Origin of the sequence: Acinetobacter sp. YH12208, from assembly GCF_013418055.1 — a bacterium.
Lineage (GTDB): Bacteria > Pseudomonadota > Gammaproteobacteria > Pseudomonadales > Moraxellaceae > Acinetobacter > Acinetobacter pseudolwoffii.
The window spans coordinates 14589-31063 of sequence record NZ_VPCT01000004.1 but is presented as its reverse complement, the minus strand read 5'-3'; the positions used below and the strand labels follow the sequence as shown (position 1 = coordinate 31063).

The window sequence follows — 16475 nt, the reverse complement described above, 5'->3', positions numbered from 1 at the left end:
TTGGTCTTAGCTTAGGCTTAATTTGGCTTGGCAATATGTAGACTTTTGTCGGTTATTTTTTACTCAAGTTAACAATGTGTAAGCGCTATTTAATTAAATATGCAAGTGAATATTTAATTGAACGGTGACCACTTGTGTAATCCAAAAAATAGGCGTAAATTGGCTCTAAATTAGTTAGCCAGGTTAACTATATGCCTTCTGCCTCTCTTCCATTTCGCGCCTTGTTATTACGTTGTGCACGGTTACTCAGTGATGAAATCAATACGATTTTATTATCTTCACAGTTAAATTATTCCTTATGGCAAGTGCTGTATGTGATTCAGACGCATCAGCAATGTACCCTGATGAATATTTCTCATTATTTGAACGTATCTAAACCCAGCATCAGTAAACGTATCCAGAATTTAGTGGAACTCGGTCTAATTAGCCAACTCGAAACTGCAGACAAGCGTCAGAAGCTATTCACACTGAGTGAGCAAGGAGTCGAGACTTTTGCCCTGGGTTCCACACAGATTGAGGCATTTGAAAAGCAGTTGCTTGAGCAAATTGCCTCAGATGATATTGAAAGTAGTAAAAATATCTTGATGCAGCTCATTCAGCAGTTACAACCCGCTTCGCAGGATCGACTTTAATGAGCCAAGAACAAACGCCTTTATGGACTCCCAATTTTATTTTGATCAGTCTGGTGAATTTCCAGTTGGTGCTGGTGTTTTATTTGCTGGTGATTGTGATTGTCGGCTACTCGGTAGCAGAATTAGGTGCAACCACGGCACAGGCAGGGCTGGTTTCTGGCTTGTTTATTGTCGGTACCTTATTCGGCCGTCTTATTATCGGGAAACTGCTAAACCGTTTGGGCCTAAAAATTACGCTTGTGGCCGGTCTGACAGGTTTTCTGCTTTTTTCTGGCCTCTATCTGATTCCGGCCAAGCTGGAAATTTTACTGGGCATCCGTCTGATGCACGGTTTTATGATGGGTGTGGCCTCAACGGTATTAGGCACCGTGATTGCCCAGACCATTCCTGCGACTCGACGTGGTGAAGGCATTGGTTATTTTAGTATGAGCAGCACACTTGGCACAGCGATTGGCCCCTTCTTAGGCATCTGGCTAATGTCAAATTTTAACTATCAGGTGATTTTTGTTTTTACCAGTGTAGTCGCACTCAGCTGCCTGATTTGCAGCCTGTTTATTCAGCCGCCACAGATTAAAATAACGAATCCAGTCAATCATATAGAAAATCAATCATCTAGCAGACTGGCGCAATATATTGAACCCAAGGCTTTGCCGATTTCGATGATTGTTCTGATTGTGGCAACCTGCTATTCCGGCATCTTATCTTTTATTCATTTCTATGCCAAAGAGATTAATTTAGTCGAAACGGCTTCTTTTTTCTTTCTGATGTATGCCATTGCGATTTTGCTTTCACGTCCATTTACCGGCCCGCTAATGGATCGTAAAGGTGAAAACATCATCATCTATCCGGCCATTGTGATTATGGCCTTAGGAATTTTATTACTCAGTCAGGCACATAATGCTACGATGTTATTGGCCAGCGCCGCACTGCTTGGTTTTGGCTTTGGTAATCTCCAGTCCGTCTGTCAGACCATTGCGGTAAAAAGTACCAGTTTGCAGCGTATGGGGCTGGCGACTTCAACCTTCTTTATTGCGCTAGATGCAGGTTTGGGTTTTGGACCTTATTTCCTCGGCATGCTTCTGGATCAGATCGGTTATCGTCAGCTTTACCTGTACTCTGCTGTACTGACCATCAGCTGTCTGATCTGGTATTACCTGTTGCATGGCCGTAAAGCGGGGGAAATACAACCTTCTTATTAAACACTTCTAAAAGCGACGGCTAAAGCGGCGCCGATATTCCAACGGCGTCAAGCCAGTTTTTCTATGAAATAAACGGCGAAATGAACTTGGGTCCTGATAACCAATATTTTGCATGATCACATCCACCGCCTGATCGGTTTCTTCCAGACGTTTGCGTGCAGCTTCAATTCGGATCGCTTGCAGATACTGATTTGGCGGCAAGTCCAGTGCCTGTTTAAAATGGCGAATCAAGGTACGCGTGGTGACATTAAAACGTGTTGCAATATCATCCAAGCTAAAAGACTCATGAAAATGCTGCTCCAGCCAGTTCTGGACATTTTGCACCAGTTCATCATGATGCGGTTGTCCAATCTTGAGTAAGGAATAAGACAGCTGGCTATCGCGTCGATAATCAATCACAAAAGATTTGGCCGATTGCATGGCCACCTCAAAGCCATAAAAACGTTCAATCAGATGCAAACCTAAGTCGAACCAGGCCAGGCCACCACCCGCGCAATAGATATTCTGGTCGCGGCTAATCATCAGATCGGCATTCAATTTGACCTGCGGATAATGCGTCAGGAAAATATCTTGAAAGCCCCAATGCGTCGTTGCCACGCGATTATCTAAAATACCGGCTTCTGCCAGAAAGAAATTTCCGGTGCAATTTCCAGCAATTAAGGTCGAATCTGCATGAGCAGATTTTAGAAACTGGATCAGCTCAGGGTTTTGTTGCAATACATCCTGAATCGGTGCAGCGATGGTGGGCACCACCACAATATCTGCAGTTTGGATCTCTTGATAGGAACAATGTGCCTGTAATTCCAGACCATTAATACAACGAATCGGTTGTCCGTCCTGACTGGCAATACTGACTTTAAACAGGCGCTGTACATCCTGCTGCTGAATGCGGTTCCAGCTCACACCGGCCATGGCAAATAAATCGACGACACCGGTAATGGCAGAAGCCAGAGCGCCATCAAAACCCAAAACTACAACTCGCTGCATCTTGATCTCATTGTCACTTTTTACCTGTTTGATGTCATTATTGACAATCCTGCTGAATAAAAGCAACTGTTAGTCTTGGCGCTATCTCAAGGATTTTACATTCAGGACAGTACCGTGACCGAGCTAATAAATGATAAAGATCTTAATTTTCTACTTTATGATGTCTTCAAACTTGAAGCTCTGACAAAACTGGAACGTTATCAGGAGCATGATAAAAATACCTTTGACAGTATTTTAGATACAGCCAAGGGTATCGCGACCGATTACTTTGCCCCGCATAATGCCAAAGCCGATCAGCATGAACCGAGCTTTGATGGGAAGCAGGTCAAAACCATTGCTGAAGTCAAAACGGCGTGGCAGCAGTTTGCCGAGGCCGGCCTGCTCTGTGCCCAGCATGATTATGAACATGGCGGTATGCAACTCCCGACTTTATTAAATATGGCCTGCAATGCCTATTTTATGGCGGCCAATCCTTCAACTGTTGCCTATTCTTTTCTGACTGCGGCGGCGGCAAATCTGATTCAAGCCTTTGCTTCACCGGAACAAAAACAGCTATTTTTACCGCATATGTTGAGCGGCCGCTTTGCCGGCACTATGGCCATGACCGAGCCGAATGTCGGTTCTTCTCTGGGTGATCTAACGACCAAAGCTATTCCTCTGGCAGATGGAACTTATAACATTAAAGGCCAGAAAATGTTTATTTCTGGTGGTGATCAGGATATTACCGAAAATATTATTCATCTGGTTCTGGCGCGGATTCAGGATGCACCGCAAGGGGTCAAAGGTATTTCCCTGTTCATTGTGCCGAAATTTAAAACCAATCCAGATGGCTCTATAGGTGAATCCAATGATGTACAGCTGGCTGGTTTACTGCACAAAATGGGTTATAGAGGAACGACTTCAACGGTTTTAAGCTTTGGCGAAAATGATGCTTGCTTAGGCTATTTGATTGGTGAAGCAGGTCATGGCTTAAAATATATGTTTAAAATGATGAATGAGGCGCGTGTCGGCGTAGGCTTGGGCGCAGCCATGATTGGCTATCGCGGTTATCTGGAATCCTTAAACTATGCCAAAAACCGTCCGCAAGGTCGTCTTGCACATGAAAAATCGCCTGATTCCAAACCGGTCAATATTATTGAGCATAGTGATGTCAAACGTATGCTGCTGGCACAAAAAGCTTATGTCGAAGGATCACTGGCCCTGTGTTTATTTGCGGCGCGTCTGATTGATGAACATCAGGCAGCACATGATGAGGACAGTGCCCTCTTGCTTGATCTGATCACTCCAGTGGTCAAATCCTTCCCTTCAGCCTATGGCCCAAAAGCCAATGATCTGGCGATTCAGGTTTTGGGCGGCGCGGGTTATACCCGTGATTATCCGGTCGAACAATGCTACCGCGATAACCGCCTCAATCCGATTCATGAAGGCACGTATGGTATTCAGTCCCTGGATTTGCTTGGGCGTAAACTCTGGCAGCACAATGGCAAGGGACTCAGCCTGTTGATGCAACGCATCCAGCATACGTTGTCTGAGATTCAGAATCCCAAGTTAGTCGCACTGGCAGAAAGCTTTCAACAACATCTGGCTACCGTGCAAAAAACCACCCAGGTTTTAGGTCAGGCTCTGCATCAAGGCCAAATCAATGAAGCATTAGCCAACTCTGGGCTTTATTTAGACATGATGGGAAAAACCATGATTGCCTGGCTCTGCTTAGACATGGCGCAGCAGGCACAACTTAAATTTGGCAATTCCGATCAAAAAGAAGATCAGGACTTTTTGGCGGGCAAGTTTCAGGCAGCCCAATATTTTATCCGTTGGGAATTGCCTGAAATTGAACATCAGGCCAAGTTACTGATGAACTTTGATGATAGCTGCAGGAATATGCAAGCTGACTGGTTTTAAGGTTCATAGCTAAATAAAAATGCGCTGTAAGAAGTAATGCTGATCAGTTAAGGAGTTTAGAAACAGACTCTTTAATTTTTAGTCATTCAATGCGGAGTATTAATGTTATAAATCAAATTCTTGTAAATTATTTGTTACTTTGGTTTCGCCCAAATGAGAAGCGAAGCTTCGCAAGGAGGGCATCTTGCGGAGCAACACTCCTCACCGCAAAACTCGTCAGCCACCATCGACTAGTAAATTTGTCGCAGAAACAATCATTTTTAAATGTAGTCCTGCCTCAAACAGTTGCGGATGACTTTTTTATCTATCAGATATAATCATGAATTTGAAAAAGAAAATGCCAGTCAATTCCTTAACTGACTGGCATTAGCTGTAAGAAGCGCATTTTTTATTTAAAACTAGGTTTATGCTTCAGTACTTAAAATAAGTCCAAACTTTTTAAAAATTTTCTCACGTTTGCCTGGATGAATATTGGCCTTAGTCAGGTCACCCTGATAATGCTGATAGACCCGTTGGTCCATCATTTTGTACCATAACGGCGGAATTAAAGCCGGAATCAACATGGTGGCATAACCACTGGGTAATTCGGGTGCTTCATCAAAATGTCGCAGTGCCTGAAATGGGCGGCTTGGAAAGGCATGATGGTCTGAATGGCGCTGCAACTGGTACAAAAACAGATTGGTCACAATATTGTTATTATTCCAGCTATGTTCAGGCAAGGTCCGTTCATAACTGCCATCATCTTTTTCTGTGCGTTTCAAACCATAATGTTCAATATAATTGACGATTTCAAACAGAGTTACCCCATAAAAGGCCTGAGTCAGTGTATAAGGAATGAGCTTTTTACCATAAGCACTTAGCATCAAGGCATGGTAGCCTGCACTCATCGCCCAGCCATGAAACAGTTCATTTTCCTTGCTTAAAAATTTCAATCCTTTACGTTCCAGACGTTTCTTTTCAATCTGGATCGCTGACTTTAATCCGCCAAACACAGTGCGTGGCCAGAAACGGTAAAAAGACTCGCCCATTTGTGAAGATGCTGGATCTTCTGGCGTTGCCACCCGTTTATGATGCCCATAAGGATGTTCAATACGGAAATGATTATAGGCCAAAGGCATCAGGCTGGCATGCGACCAGTAATGGTCTTTTTTCTGCGGACGATGACTCAGTTCATGTGCCGTATTGACCGCAATGCCGTTAATCGCACCCATGGAAACTCCCAATAAGAGCTGATCCAGTATCGATACATTTGGACGTGTCACCACATAGCCGGCAAAAGCGTTGGCTGCCATTTGCAAGGGAATAAAGGCTTTTACAATCCGGTCATAATACGGATCTTTGACCAGCGCCTGAATCTGTTCGTCATTCGGATTGTTGGCATCATCGCCAATCAGGGCATCCAGAGTCGGAATAATCACATGCAATAATAAAGGCCCGCCCAAAGCAAAGACTTTTTTAGTCGCTTTGGGGCCAAAATGATAACCGGCCAAAATTCCCATTCCGATCACAGGCAAACCTGGGCTGAGCAACCAGCCAAAACGTTTTTTATCCAGCTTTACACCTTTTAGTGCTGACGCTTCCTGCGTAAACTGCGCTTTCTGGATTTGTGCAGGGGCATTCATTGCGACCTTCCTTTTTTATGTTACTCTGCACTTATAGTTGAATATTTCAGCAGTAGCGAACAGTATTCAACGTCCAGAAAAGCTATGTCAGCGTCTTTGGCACATGCTGCCAAATTCTGGCCTAAAATCACAAAGTTAAAAAATTTATAGTCAATTAAATGAAATAAAACAGAAGAATAGAGTTAGGCATGGATGCTTTAAGTAAAATTTTTGATGATATTCATCTGGAAAAATCAGAATATCTTTATCTGAATGTGTTTCATCCGGGCGGCTTTGACTATCAGCATGAACCCTTTATGTTGGCCTATATCCTATTACAAGGACAGGCGCAATTAAAGTTCATGAATGGTGATCTGCTCGAGCTACAACAAGGTGATCTGGTGCTATTACCCGCTGGTTCCGCCCATCATGTTTCCTGCCCAGACAATGCCGATTTTTCTGAGCACCATGCGATTAATCCTTATTTTCAGAGCAATGCACAGCAATGTGTTGATCTCAATCGGGAAAATTCGGCGGAGCATAGTTTCATACTGGCTATTCGTTCCAGCCTGGATATGCAGATGGCAAAGCCTCTGCTAAGTGCCTTACCTAAATACCTGCATATTCAGCATATTCTGGGCGACACCGCACCGGAATGGTTACAGGTCGGTTTACAGTTTCTGGCGCTGGAAACCCAGCAGATGCGGCCGGGACGTGACAAGATTCTGGATCATCTGGTCAGTATTTTACTGATTGAATGTGTGCGAGATTATATTTTAAATCTGGAAAATTCCTCGAGCTGGCTGAATGCGCTCTCGCATCCGGAACTGTCCAATGCACTCGCTGCAATTCATGGCAAACCTGAGCAGTTCTGGACCGTAGAAAGTCTGGCTGAGCAATGTCATATGTCACGTTCCAAATTTGCCCAGCTCTTTACCCAGATTGTCGGTGAGCCGCCACTGGCTTATTTGCAACAGCATCGCCTTCGGCTGGCGGCACAATATTTGCGAAATAGCGGATTCAGCATTCAGCAAATTGCTTATTTGGTCGGTTATTCATCCGAGACAGCCTTCAGTCAAAGTTTTAAAAAACAGTTTGAACAGACGCCCACCCAGTACCGGCTGAATTGTTAGAACAATAACGTCAAATTACTGGATTAGCGCGAGCACGGCTTTGACCGGGTCTTCGCTATTACCAGACAATAGCTGCTTATGCATGGTGATATGCTGCATCACCTGAATTTGTGCAGTTTCAATATTCATTAGTTTTTCAATTTCAGCCGCCAGCTTTTCAGGCGTAGCATCGGCTTGAATCAGCTCCTGAATGACTTTTTTGCCGGCAATGATATTTGGTAGCGAATAATAAGGAATTTTGATGAGAAATTTCACCACATGATAAGTCAACCAATTCAGCTTATAGAAAGTCACCATCGGACGATGTAATAACATCGCTTCCAATGTCGCAGTACCTGACGCCAGCGCAATAATATTGGATGCATTCATGACCTGACGGCCGATTTTTGACTCGGTACCGCTGTTTTCCATTAAGCGGATTTGAATCTTTAGACTTTCAGGATAAGTCACCAGCAAGCGTTCTATCTGTTGCTTGCGCGCCTCATTAATTGCCGGAATCAGGAAAGTATAGTCCGGATATTTCTGATGCAGAATCTTGGCTGCATCCAGAACCAAAGGCCCCAAACGTTCAATCTCACCGCGGCGACTTCCCGGTAATAGTGCAATATGCTTCTGATTCGGATCAAGATTCAGTTCTTGTTTAGCATCGATAATCGGATTTTCAAGCGGCAACTGACTGGCCAGAGGATGACCCACAAAAGCGGCTGGCACATCCCATTTTTTAAAGAAGGTTTTTTCGAATGGGAATAAACACAGCACCAGATCAATGTTGGCCTTAATACCATGCACACGTCCCTGACGCCATGCCCAGACCGAAGGACTGACATATTGCACGGTCTTCATCGGCAACTGTTTTTGTTTAATGGTTTTCGACAGGCGCAGGTTAAAATCAGGTGCATCTATACCAATAAAAATATCGACAGGGTTTTTAGTCCAAGTTTCGACCAGCCCATCACGTACAGCAAAGAGTTTTTTAATATCCTTGAGAACTTCAACAATGCCCATCACCGATAAAACATCCATCGGATAATAGCTTTTAAAGCCTTCTGCGATCATTTGTGGACCACCGATGCCTTCAAATTCGGCATCAATCCCTTGCTCACGAAAACAGCGAATCAACTTTGCGCCAAGCGTATCTCCAGAGACCTCACCGACCACGATTCCAATTTTTAGTTTTCGATTTAGCAAGTGAGTTCCCTCTCAGATCCGTATTGAACTGTATTTAATCGTAATTCTAACATAAAGCTGGGTTTATGCCTGAATAAGCAGTGAGCATCTTATATTTTAAGAAAGGTATGCTTTAGAATTACTTAGCCTACTCTTAATCTTCCCTGATGATTTTTTCTATTGAAGTGGTTTTCCTGATTCATCTTCATTTTCAGGCAGATCAAAGTGTCCTTTAAAATAAGTGACCGGTCTTTCACGTTATTTTCTATAGCGAGGATGAACATGAAACTTCATTTAATTTTAAGCCCAGTGCTTTATCTTTTTTATGCATAAGTAAATCAATAATCAAGACAACGACTTATATCCAAAAGTCATAAGATATCCACGTTTTTTGATTTTGGCATATATGCATGTTTGGTCCGATTGAGTTTATTTTAGCAGGTGTGTTGGTAGGTTTTTGTGTTGGAGTAACCGGTGTCGGTGGTGGCTCATTGATGACACCCATTCTGATCAGCCTATTCCGGATTGAACCCCACATTGCAATTGGTACGGATCTGCTCTATGCCGCGATTTCAAAATTCTGCGGTTCTTTTGTGCATGCCAAAAAAATGAATATTGTCTGGCCAATTGTGATCTGGCTGGCAGTAGGCAGTATTCCAGCATCTTTTGCCACGCATTGGGTACTCGACAACTATTTAAGCCAATCGACACATTACAAGGCCGTCCTGACCATGGTATTGGGCTTTATGCTGACCATTACCGGCTTGTCTATTCTGTTTCGCACCCAGATCGAAAATCTTTTCAACAAATACCGAAAACAAGAACTGCCAGATATGACGCAGGATCTGGAAAAAGTAAAACTGCAAGCCAAGGAAAAGCGCATCGCCATCATGATTATGGGCGTTATCTTGGGTATTTTTGTCACCTTATCTTCAGTCGGTGCAGGTGCATTTGGCATCATGGCTTTAGTGGTGATGTTTCCGAATCTGCCGATGATTCGTATCATTGGCTCAGACGTGGTGCATGCGGTGTTACTGACGCTGGTTGCAGGCTTGGGGCATATGTCATCAGGCAATGTCGATTTCATGCTGCTCATGTGGTTATTGGTGGGTTCTATTCCAGCGATTATTGTCGGCACTTTACTCAGTTCACGGATGCCAGAAAAACTGATTCGCAAAATTTTAGGCATTACCTTATTTGGGCTCGGCCTGAATTTCATGCTTAACCCTGTAAAATCAAAACCGGCTCAACCTGCCGAAACAGCGATGGTCGTCATGAGCCAGAATTCCCAGTCCGTTTAATTTAACTATGCGATTCATCACTTTTTTTTCAAAGAAGTATTCATCTTTTTTATAACAAAGTGACGCATCATTCATGTTATATTCGGGCTATTAAACAACCTTTTGTATGATCGAACCAGTGACGGCAATGAATACACAACAGTCAAATCCCATTTCAGCATCAGATATTGATGACGTGAATATCCACAGCATGATTCCTTTGGTAACCCCTGCTGAGCTTAAAGCAGAATTACCTTTGACTGAAACTGCTTATCAAACCGTACTGCATGGTCGTGAAACGATTCGTAAAATCCTGGATGGTGAAGACAAACGCCTGTTCGTTGTCATCGGCCCCTGTTCTATTCATGATCCTGCGGCTGCACACGAATATGCTGAACGCTTAAAAGTGTTAAGCGAAAAAGTTAAAGACAGCTTATACATCGTGATGCGGGTTTATTTTGAAAAACCACGTACCACAGTGGGCTGGAAAGGCCTGATCAACGATCCGGATATGAACGACTCGTTCAATATCGAAAAAGGTCTGCGTATCGGTCGTAAGCTGTTACTTGAACTGAATGAAATAGGTTTACCATGTGCCACTGAAGCACTTGATCCGAACTCACCGCAGTATTATCAAGACCTGATTTCATGGTCTGCAATTGGTGCACGTACGACTGAAAGCCAGACGCATCGTGAAATGTCTTCAGGTCTGTCTTCACCAGTCGGCTTTAAAAACGGGACGGACGGCGGTTTAACCGTGGCAACCAATGCGATGCAATCGGTCAAACATGGTCACAGCTTCCTCGGTCTAAATGATCAAGGTCAGGTCGCTGTGATCCGTACTTCAGGCAACCCGTATGCCCACGTGGTACTGCGTGGCGGTAATGGTAAGCCTAACTATGATGCCGGCTCGGTCGCAGATGCGGAAGCCGCATTAGCCAAGGCCAAAGTCAGCACCAAAATCATGATTGATGCCAGCCATGCCAACTCAAACAAAGACCCGTACCTGCAACCGCTTGTACTCAAAAATATTTCCGAACAAATTCTTGATGGAAACAAGTCAATTGTTGGTATTATGGTAGAAAGTCATCTTAAAGGCGGTCGTCAGGACATTCCTACGAACCTTTGTGATATGGAGTATGGCCAATCAGTCACTGATGGCTGTATCGACTGGGAAACGACTGAAAAAGTCTTACTCGACATGCATGAGGCATTAAAAGATACTTTAGCTAATCGTTAAATGATCTGACAAACGCCATCGCCAAGATGGCGTTTGCATTTCTGAACAAGGAAATTTTATCTGATGAATGATATTGAAACAGCATTAAGCCAGATTGATAATTTTCAGTTTATACATGACCATTTATTTACATCCGGTCAACCGACAACTGAGCAGCTGCAGCTGATTAAAGAATACGGTGTGTCTACGGTCATCAATGTAGCATTAACAGATAACGACCAATATCTGCCACATGAAGATAAAATTTGCCTTGAGCTGGGCCTGAACTATATCCAGTTACCGATTTCATGGGAAACCCCTTCAGACAATCAATGTTTACTGGTACTCGAGCTGATCAATCACCTGATTAAGGAACAGATGGTCTGGGTACACTGTTCACAAAACTATCATGTCAGCTGTCTGATGTATTTATATCGTCAATACTATATGGACGTGGATCTTCCTACAGCGCATGAACATTTGCATCAAATCTGGGAACCGAATGAAACCTGGACAGGTCTCATGCATGCAGTTGCCCTACAGCTGCAAGGCCGTAAAGCAACCCAGGAACTGGAACGATCCCTGATTAATCCAAATTATTTTGTCTGAGCCTATTTATTATGGCTCAACAGCACGGTTGCCATAGATAAAATACCTTCCTGACGACCGGTAAAACCGAGCTGCTCAGTGGTAGTGGCTTTAATACTGATTTGAGTGACATCGACATTGAGCACATCTGCGATACTTTGACGCATGGCCAGATTGTGTTTCGCCAGTTTTGGACGTTCACAGGCGACGGTAATATCAGCATTGTTCAGCTGATAGCCACGATCCAGAATTAACTGATAAACCTGCTTCAACAATACCCGGCTATCCGCACCTTTAAAATCCGGATCTGTATCCGGAAAATGCTGGCCAATATCTCCAAGTGCCAACGCGCCCAACAATGCATCACAGAGTGCATGCAGAATCACATCACCATCCGAATGTGCTTTCAGACCGTGCGTATGCGGAATTTGAATGCCGGCCAAAGTGACAAACTCACCCTCTTCAAATGCGTGCACATCCAGACCCTGACCAATACGAATTTGTGCGATCACCTTATACATCCTTTAGAAATAGCCCATTGAAATCTTGTACACTTGCTTTCTATTTCGCTATAGTTAGACCAAGCGTAACACAGTGAAAGTATAAGCGATCATGCTACTGAAAACTGATATAAATATGTTGAAAATAATTGGCCTGATGCTCGGCCTGGGGATGATATCTGCGGGTAGTTCAGCGAACCCACTCGACTGTAACAACGACAGCAAAAAAACAGCGGCCATGAATAAAGTCTGCTCAGTAGCGCTGTCCGAAGCTCGGGAAAAACTCGCTGACCAATACTTGACCGCTTTTTTAATTACTGATGCCCCCGTTCGCTTATTGCAAGACACCCAACAGTTATGGGCAAATCGGTTACAGCAATGCAAAACGCTGGACTGTTTTAAACAGCAGTTTGAATGGCGCCTCGATGATTTAAATATCTATATTTCACTGAATCAAAGCCTAACTCAGCATTATATTAAGTTCGAGCAGGGACAAATGGCCAAACAGCCTGTGCATATCAAGATTCATCAACTGACTAAAGACCGCATCAAGATTGAAGGTCTGGCCTATCGCAATCCCAATAACCGGGCCGAAACGCAGACTGTTCCATTTTTAGCCTATACCACGCCTGCAGCAAAAGAACAGATCATGGATAATGAAAATGACTGCCGCTATGAGTTTAACTATAGTAAAGCGATTCTAGCCGTCAACACTCAGCAAAAAGGTTGTGAACGTTTTACTGGGGTTTATCGCTTATATGATTGATTCAATTTAAAAAATATTAAAAACTTAACCTTATATAAAATGAGAAATTTGATGTAAAAAATAGCCCGCATGCGGGCCATCAATTTAAGCAGGATAGTATTGAGCAATTTCCTTGCTAATCAGTGCAGCCGTTGCAGCCGACAAGGTCCAGCCCAGATGACCATGGCCGGTATTATAAAATACCCGCTCATGTTTACCACGGCGCACCACAGGCATCATATTTGGCATCATCGGGCGTAAGCCAGCCCAAGGTACGACATGCTCGGTACACAGATCAAAGTTACGATTGCTCCAGTCAATCAGTGGTTGAATCCGGTCTGCACGAATATCCCGGTTATAGCCATTAAACTCGGCGGTTCCTGCGACTCGTAAACGATCCTTACCCAGACGTGACAAGACAATTTTGGCACTTTCATCGAGCAAGCTGACCCATGGTGCATTGTTTTGGCTCTGTTCATCATTCAGCTGCACGGTAATTGAATAACCTTTGACCGGATAAACATTGACTCGTTCCTCTAAAATCTCGGCCAATTGATAACTGCCCACACCCGCACACACCACAATGGCATCTGCATTAATTTCCAGAATGTCATCTGTAGAATGATGTACATTTTCAGTACTGGGTTTGCATTTCACCCGAATATGTTGAGCCTGATGATCGACGGCAAAGACATCTTGGCCAAATTCAAATTTCACGCCTTTTTGCATGCAGGCTTTGGCCAGTCCTGTACTGAATTTATGAATATCTCCGGTCGCATCGCTCTGGCAGTAAAATCCGGCATAGTAATCGCCTGTTAATGCAGGTTCGATCTGCTTGATTTCCGCATTGGAAATGGCATTGCGCTCCAGTCCGCCGCTACACAACAGGTCATTGACCTTGATCGCGACATCGTAATCCGTCTTGTTATGATAAAAATGTAAAATGCCGCGTTTTTCCAGATCAAAATCAATCTGTTCTGTTTGGGCAATTTCATACAAACGTGCTCTGGCCAATAAAGCCAAACGTACAGTCTCTCGGGTATTGGCTTCATAATGTTTGATATTTCCCAAAAATTCCATGAGCCAACTATATTTATGCACACTAAAAGAAGGATTGAGCAAAAGTGGTGCAGTTTTTTGAGACATCCATTTGATACCTTTGAGTACCGTAGCTTTCTGGTTCCATACTTCGGCATTACAGGCTGAAAGCTGGCCGCCATTGGCAAAAGAAGTTTCCATGGCCGGATAGAGATGTCGATCTATCACAGTCACCTGATAGCCTGCCAAAGCAAGCTCATACGCTGTGGTTACCCCAGTAATACCCGCCCCAATCACCACGACATGACGCATAGACACCTCCTTGATTATATTGATGTCTTTTCCCATCTGTCATGTGTACCTGAGAGCTTCGGTCGCTGCATTGCACATCAATGCGAGCACCTTCCCCTTCGGTGAGTGATTGAACACTTCTCTCCAGAGTTTTTATCCATTATCACAGTCCTTTTGCCTGAGAGTTTCCTGGGAACTTGCTCCTTCGGCGAATGCAGAAGCATTTCTCTCCTGCAATAATGTTTTATTATCATGAGCAATTTATATACCATTTTATTCAATAAGACAGTTTTTATTTATGTGAGTTCACGTGAATCAATTTGTAATTACTGTTCCGAATTAAACTGAGTTATTGCTGCTGACTGATATTGCCCATCTACCAAATTTTTAGATTTCACTTTTGCTCTATTCAGTGAGATACAACAGATTCTAAACTTTATAAGATTTTAGGATTGATTTGATTTTGGCGCTTAAATAGAACCTTTATTGCTTAGGCTATTTTAATGGTTCAAAGCATAGAGAGTTTAAATTCAGGATTTAGATCTTATATCATCTATTTGAGAATCAAGGAATTTTAAATAATCCAGGAAAGTACCAATATTAAGCTTCCCGCCGCTACGACGGTTTGTACACTAATAATGCTCGCCATTAACTGGCTATCGCCGCCATATACCCGGGTTAACACATAAGACGCTGAGGCGGTAGGTAAGGCAAAGAACAATACCAATACTTGCGTGGTGAATGCATCAATCTGGAAAATTTTACAGACTAAAAATGCAATCAGCGGCATTCCAAACAGGCGACCAAAGGTCATCAGACTGAGTGGCAATACATCTCGCTGAAAGCCCTGAAACTTTAAGGCTGCTCCTACACACATCAGACCGAGTGGCAAACTGCATAGTGCAATCTGTTTAAGAAATTGCTCTGCTCCGGCCCAGAGTGCCAAACCGGAAAGATTAAACACACCACCCACAATACAGCCTAAAATTAATGGATTTTTAGATAAATCCAGAATGATTTTTTTCAGCTGCATATCGTGACTGCGGGTAAATGCCAGCACCGACAAGATATTCACCAAAGGAATACACAACACCATGATCACAGCGAAGATGGTCATGCCCTGCTGATGAAATAAGCTACTGACCGCAGCAAGTCCGATATAGGTATTGAAGCGCAACAAGCCCTGAACATAGACGCCAAAACGCGCATAAGATATCTGGTACATATGGCGCAACATATACAGTGCGATACTGACCACGATCATGATACTAAATACCACCAGTACCACATCCTGAATCACATTCATCTGAATCTTGGCAGTGGCCAGATTTAAAAATAACATCACTGGAAACAGTGCATAATAATTTAACTTTTCTGCACCGCGCCAAAAGTCTTCACTCAACCATTGCCCATGCTTAAGCAGATAGCCAAAGCTGATCAAGCCAATAAGAGGAAATAAAGAAGTTAAAATAATTTGCAGCATGTGCCATCCTGGTCTGTTTCCCGTCTATTTTTCAATACCCTTTAGACGGTGCACAAAAACTAGCATATTTAGTGGCTGTTTCACCAATTAATTTAAGAAGTAAAATGCTTGAATTTTCATCAACTCATTATATTGATCTGATCATTTTTTCTAAAATCAGTAAATGTAACGGAATCAAAGGCTCTCCGACATTTTGATCTAGTGGATATGCTTCAATTTTTTCAGTCAATAGATAGCCACGGCGCTGATAATAAGCAATCAATTCTGTACGGACATTCAATACTGACATTCGAATCACTTTCTTCTGATACGTATCAATAATATAAAACTCGGCAAAATCTAGTAACTGCTTTCCATAACCCGAGTTTTGTTGGTCTGGATCAATGGCAAAACTTCCAATTTCGATAGAGTCATCGAATTCAGTCAGCCCAATACAGCCAATGATCTGATCATGATTCTCTAATACAAAAAGCTTAACATTAGTCTGTGCCAAGAGAATCATTACCTGATCACAATTAATCCGTTGACCAGCAACCATCTTATGTTCATGTGTCCAGCCACGATTGGAACGATAAGCTGTATTGATCAATACAACAATGTTCTGGATATCTGTAGTTTTTGCCAAGCGAATATTGTTATTTTTCATTATATAAATATAAAAAAAGCCAGACCGAAGTCTGACTCTAATCGTATCCGCTTCAGATGAAAAG

15 protein-coding genes and 1 riboswitch are annotated in these 16475 nt (G+C 43.1%); of the genes, 8 read left to right on the top strand and 7 right to left on the bottom strand.

The genetic code is table 11. From position 1 onward, the window contains the following. The first annotated feature begins 191 nt into the window (after nt 1–191). A complete protein-coding gene (locus FTU95_RS05555; protein ID WP_159138084.1) occupies nt 192–632 on the top strand; it encodes a MarR family winged helix-turn-helix transcriptional regulator in 441 nt (146 codons plus the stop codon). After that, complete coding sequence (locus FTU95_RS05550) at nt 632–1831, top strand: MFS transporter (RefSeq protein WP_180077800.1); 1200 nt, start codon at nt 632–634, stop codon at nt 1829–1831. Before FTU95_RS05555 ends, FTU95_RS05550 begins: the two co-directional genes overlap by 1 nt. 6 nt (nt 1832–1837) lie before the next feature. Here FTU95_RS05550 and FTU95_RS05545 read toward each other — a convergent pair whose 3' ends face one another. After that, on the bottom strand, nt 1838–2818 hold the full coding sequence (locus tag FTU95_RS05545; protein WP_180077798.1) for a GlxA family transcriptional regulator: 981 nt from the start codon (nt 2816–2818) through the stop codon (nt 1838–1840). A 114-nt stretch (nt 2819–2932) separates the two neighbouring features. Here FTU95_RS05545 and FTU95_RS05540 point away from each other — a divergent pair, with 114 nt between their 5' ends. Next, nucleotides 2933–4720, top strand: a complete 1788-nt coding sequence (locus tag FTU95_RS05540) for an acyl-CoA dehydrogenase (protein ID WP_180077796.1) — start codon at nt 2933–2935, stop codon at nt 4718–4720. Between the two features lie 404 nt (nt 4721–5124). Here the strand turns inward: FTU95_RS05540 and FTU95_RS05535 are convergent, their stop codons facing one another. After that, nucleotides 5125–6342: an alkane 1-monooxygenase gene (locus tag FTU95_RS05535; protein ID WP_005170714.1), complete on the bottom strand. Its 1218-nt coding sequence runs from the start codon at nt 6340–6342 to the stop codon at nt 5125–5127. 188 nt (nt 6343–6530) lie between these two features. On the opposite strand from FTU95_RS05535, the gene FTU95_RS05530 reads away from it, so the two are divergent. Further along, the gene (locus FTU95_RS05530) at nt 6531–7454 is read left to right on the top strand and encodes an AraC family transcriptional regulator (protein WP_180077795.1); all 924 of its coding nucleotides are present in this window, start codon (nt 6531–6533) and stop codon (nt 7452–7454) included. Between the two features lie 15 nt (nt 7455–7469). Here FTU95_RS05530 and lpxB read toward each other — a convergent pair whose 3' ends face one another. After that, nucleotides 7470–8642, bottom strand: a complete 1173-nt coding sequence (lpxB, locus tag FTU95_RS05525; protein WP_100328571.1) for a lipid-A-disaccharide synthase — start codon at nt 8640–8642, stop codon at nt 7470–7472. A 389-nt stretch (nt 8643–9031) separates the two neighbouring features. On the opposite strand from lpxB, the gene FTU95_RS05520 reads away from it, so the two are divergent. The 3 genes from FTU95_RS05520 (at nt 9032) to FTU95_RS05510 (ending at nt 11729) form a co-directional block, all read left to right on the top strand. Beyond that, complete coding sequence (locus FTU95_RS05520; RefSeq protein ID WP_005097034.1) at nt 9032–9922, top strand: sulfite exporter TauE/SafE family protein; 891 nt, start codon at nt 9032–9034, stop codon at nt 9920–9922. A gap of 127 nt (nt 9923–10049) precedes the next feature. Further along, the gene (locus FTU95_RS05515; protein ID WP_180000403.1) at nt 10050–11141 is read left to right on the top strand and encodes a 3-deoxy-7-phosphoheptulonate synthase; all 1092 of its coding nucleotides are present in this window, start codon (nt 10050–10052) and stop codon (nt 11139–11141) included. Between the two features lie 63 nt (nt 11142–11204). Further along, nucleotides 11205–11729 carry a protein tyrosine phosphatase family protein gene (locus tag FTU95_RS05510; RefSeq protein ID WP_100535153.1) on the top strand — a complete coding sequence of 175 codons (525 nt, stop codon included), beginning with the start codon at nt 11205–11207 and terminating at the stop codon, nt 11727–11729. A gap of 2 nt (nt 11730–11731) precedes the next feature. Here the strand turns inward: FTU95_RS05510 and ispF are convergent, their stop codons facing one another. Next, the gene (gene ispF / locus FTU95_RS05505; RefSeq protein WP_005170695.1) at nt 11732–12220 is read right to left on the bottom strand and encodes a 2-C-methyl-D-erythritol 2,4-cyclodiphosphate synthase; all 489 of its coding nucleotides are present in this window, start codon (nt 12218–12220) and stop codon (nt 11732–11734) included. A gap of 100 nt (nt 12221–12320) precedes the next feature. Between ispF and FTU95_RS05500 the strand changes: the two genes are divergently transcribed. After that, nucleotides 12321–12974, top strand: a complete 654-nt coding sequence (locus FTU95_RS05500) for a hypothetical protein (protein ID WP_005097039.1) — start codon at nt 12321–12323, stop codon at nt 12972–12974. Between the two features lie 84 nt (nt 12975–13058). Here the strand turns inward: FTU95_RS05500 and FTU95_RS05495 are convergent, their stop codons facing one another. The 3 genes from FTU95_RS05495 to FTU95_RS05485 all read right to left on the bottom strand — a co-directional run bounded on the left by FTU95_RS05495 (nt 13059) and on the right by FTU95_RS05485 (nt 16411). Next, nucleotides 13059–14303: a D-amino acid dehydrogenase gene (locus tag FTU95_RS05495; RefSeq protein WP_074382721.1), complete on the bottom strand. Its 1245-nt coding sequence runs from the start codon at nt 14301–14303 to the stop codon at nt 13059–13061. Between the two features lie 135 nt (nt 14304–14438). Continuing rightward, nucleotides 14439–14526: riboswitch (glycine riboswitch) on the bottom strand. 330 nt (nt 14527–14856) lie between these two features. Beyond that, nucleotides 14857–15765, bottom strand: coding sequence for an AEC family transporter (locus FTU95_RS05490; RefSeq protein ID WP_180072756.1), 909 nt, complete (start codon nt 15763–15765; stop codon nt 14857–14859). A gap of 127 nt (nt 15766–15892) precedes the next feature. After that, complete coding sequence (locus FTU95_RS05485) at nt 15893–16411, bottom strand: GNAT family N-acetyltransferase (protein WP_074382719.1); 519 nt, start codon at nt 16409–16411, stop codon at nt 15893–15895. Between the last annotated feature and the right edge of the window lie 64 nt (nt 16412–16475).

Bases quoted from the DNA above. Each gene is read 5' to 3' on its own strand.
- FTU95_RS05555 (WP_159138084.1), top strand. From the start codon at position 192: ATGCCTTCTGCCTCTCTTCCATTTCGCGCCTTGTTATTACGTTGTGCA.
- FTU95_RS05550 (WP_180077800.1), top strand. From the start codon at position 632: ATGAGCCAAGAACAAACGCCTTTATGGACTCCCAATTTTATTTTGATC.
- FTU95_RS05545 (WP_180077798.1), bottom strand. From the start codon at position 2,818: ATGCAGCGAGTTGTAGTTTTGGGTTTTGATGGCGCTCTGGCTTCTGCC.
- FTU95_RS05535 (WP_005170714.1), bottom strand. From the start codon at position 6,342: ATGAATGCCCCTGCACAAATCCAGAAAGCGCAGTTTACGCAGGAAGCG.
- FTU95_RS05530 (WP_180077795.1), top strand. From the start codon at position 6,531: ATGGATGCTTTAAGTAAAATTTTTGATGATATTCATCTGGAAAAATCA.
- FTU95_RS05520 (WP_005097034.1), top strand. From the start codon at position 9,032: ATGTTTGGTCCGATTGAGTTTATTTTAGCAGGTGTGTTGGTAGGTTTT.
- FTU95_RS05515 (WP_180000403.1), top strand. From the start codon at position 10,050: ATGAATACACAACAGTCAAATCCCATTTCAGCATCAGATATTGATGAC.
- FTU95_RS05510 (WP_100535153.1), top strand. From the start codon at position 11,205: ATGAATGATATTGAAACAGCATTAAGCCAGATTGATAATTTTCAGTTT.
- FTU95_RS05500 (WP_005097039.1), top strand. From the start codon at position 12,321: ATGCTACTGAAAACTGATATAAATATGTTGAAAATAATTGGCCTGATG.
- FTU95_RS05495 (WP_074382721.1), bottom strand. From the start codon at position 14,303: ATGCGTCATGTCGTGGTGATTGGGGCGGGTATTACTGGGGTAACCACA.
- FTU95_RS05490 (WP_180072756.1), bottom strand. From the start codon at position 15,765: ATGCTGCAAATTATTTTAACTTCTTTATTTCCTCTTATTGGCTTGATC.
- FTU95_RS05485 (WP_074382719.1), bottom strand. From the start codon at position 16,411: ATGAAAAATAACAATATTCGCTTGGCAAAAACTACAGATATCCAGAAC.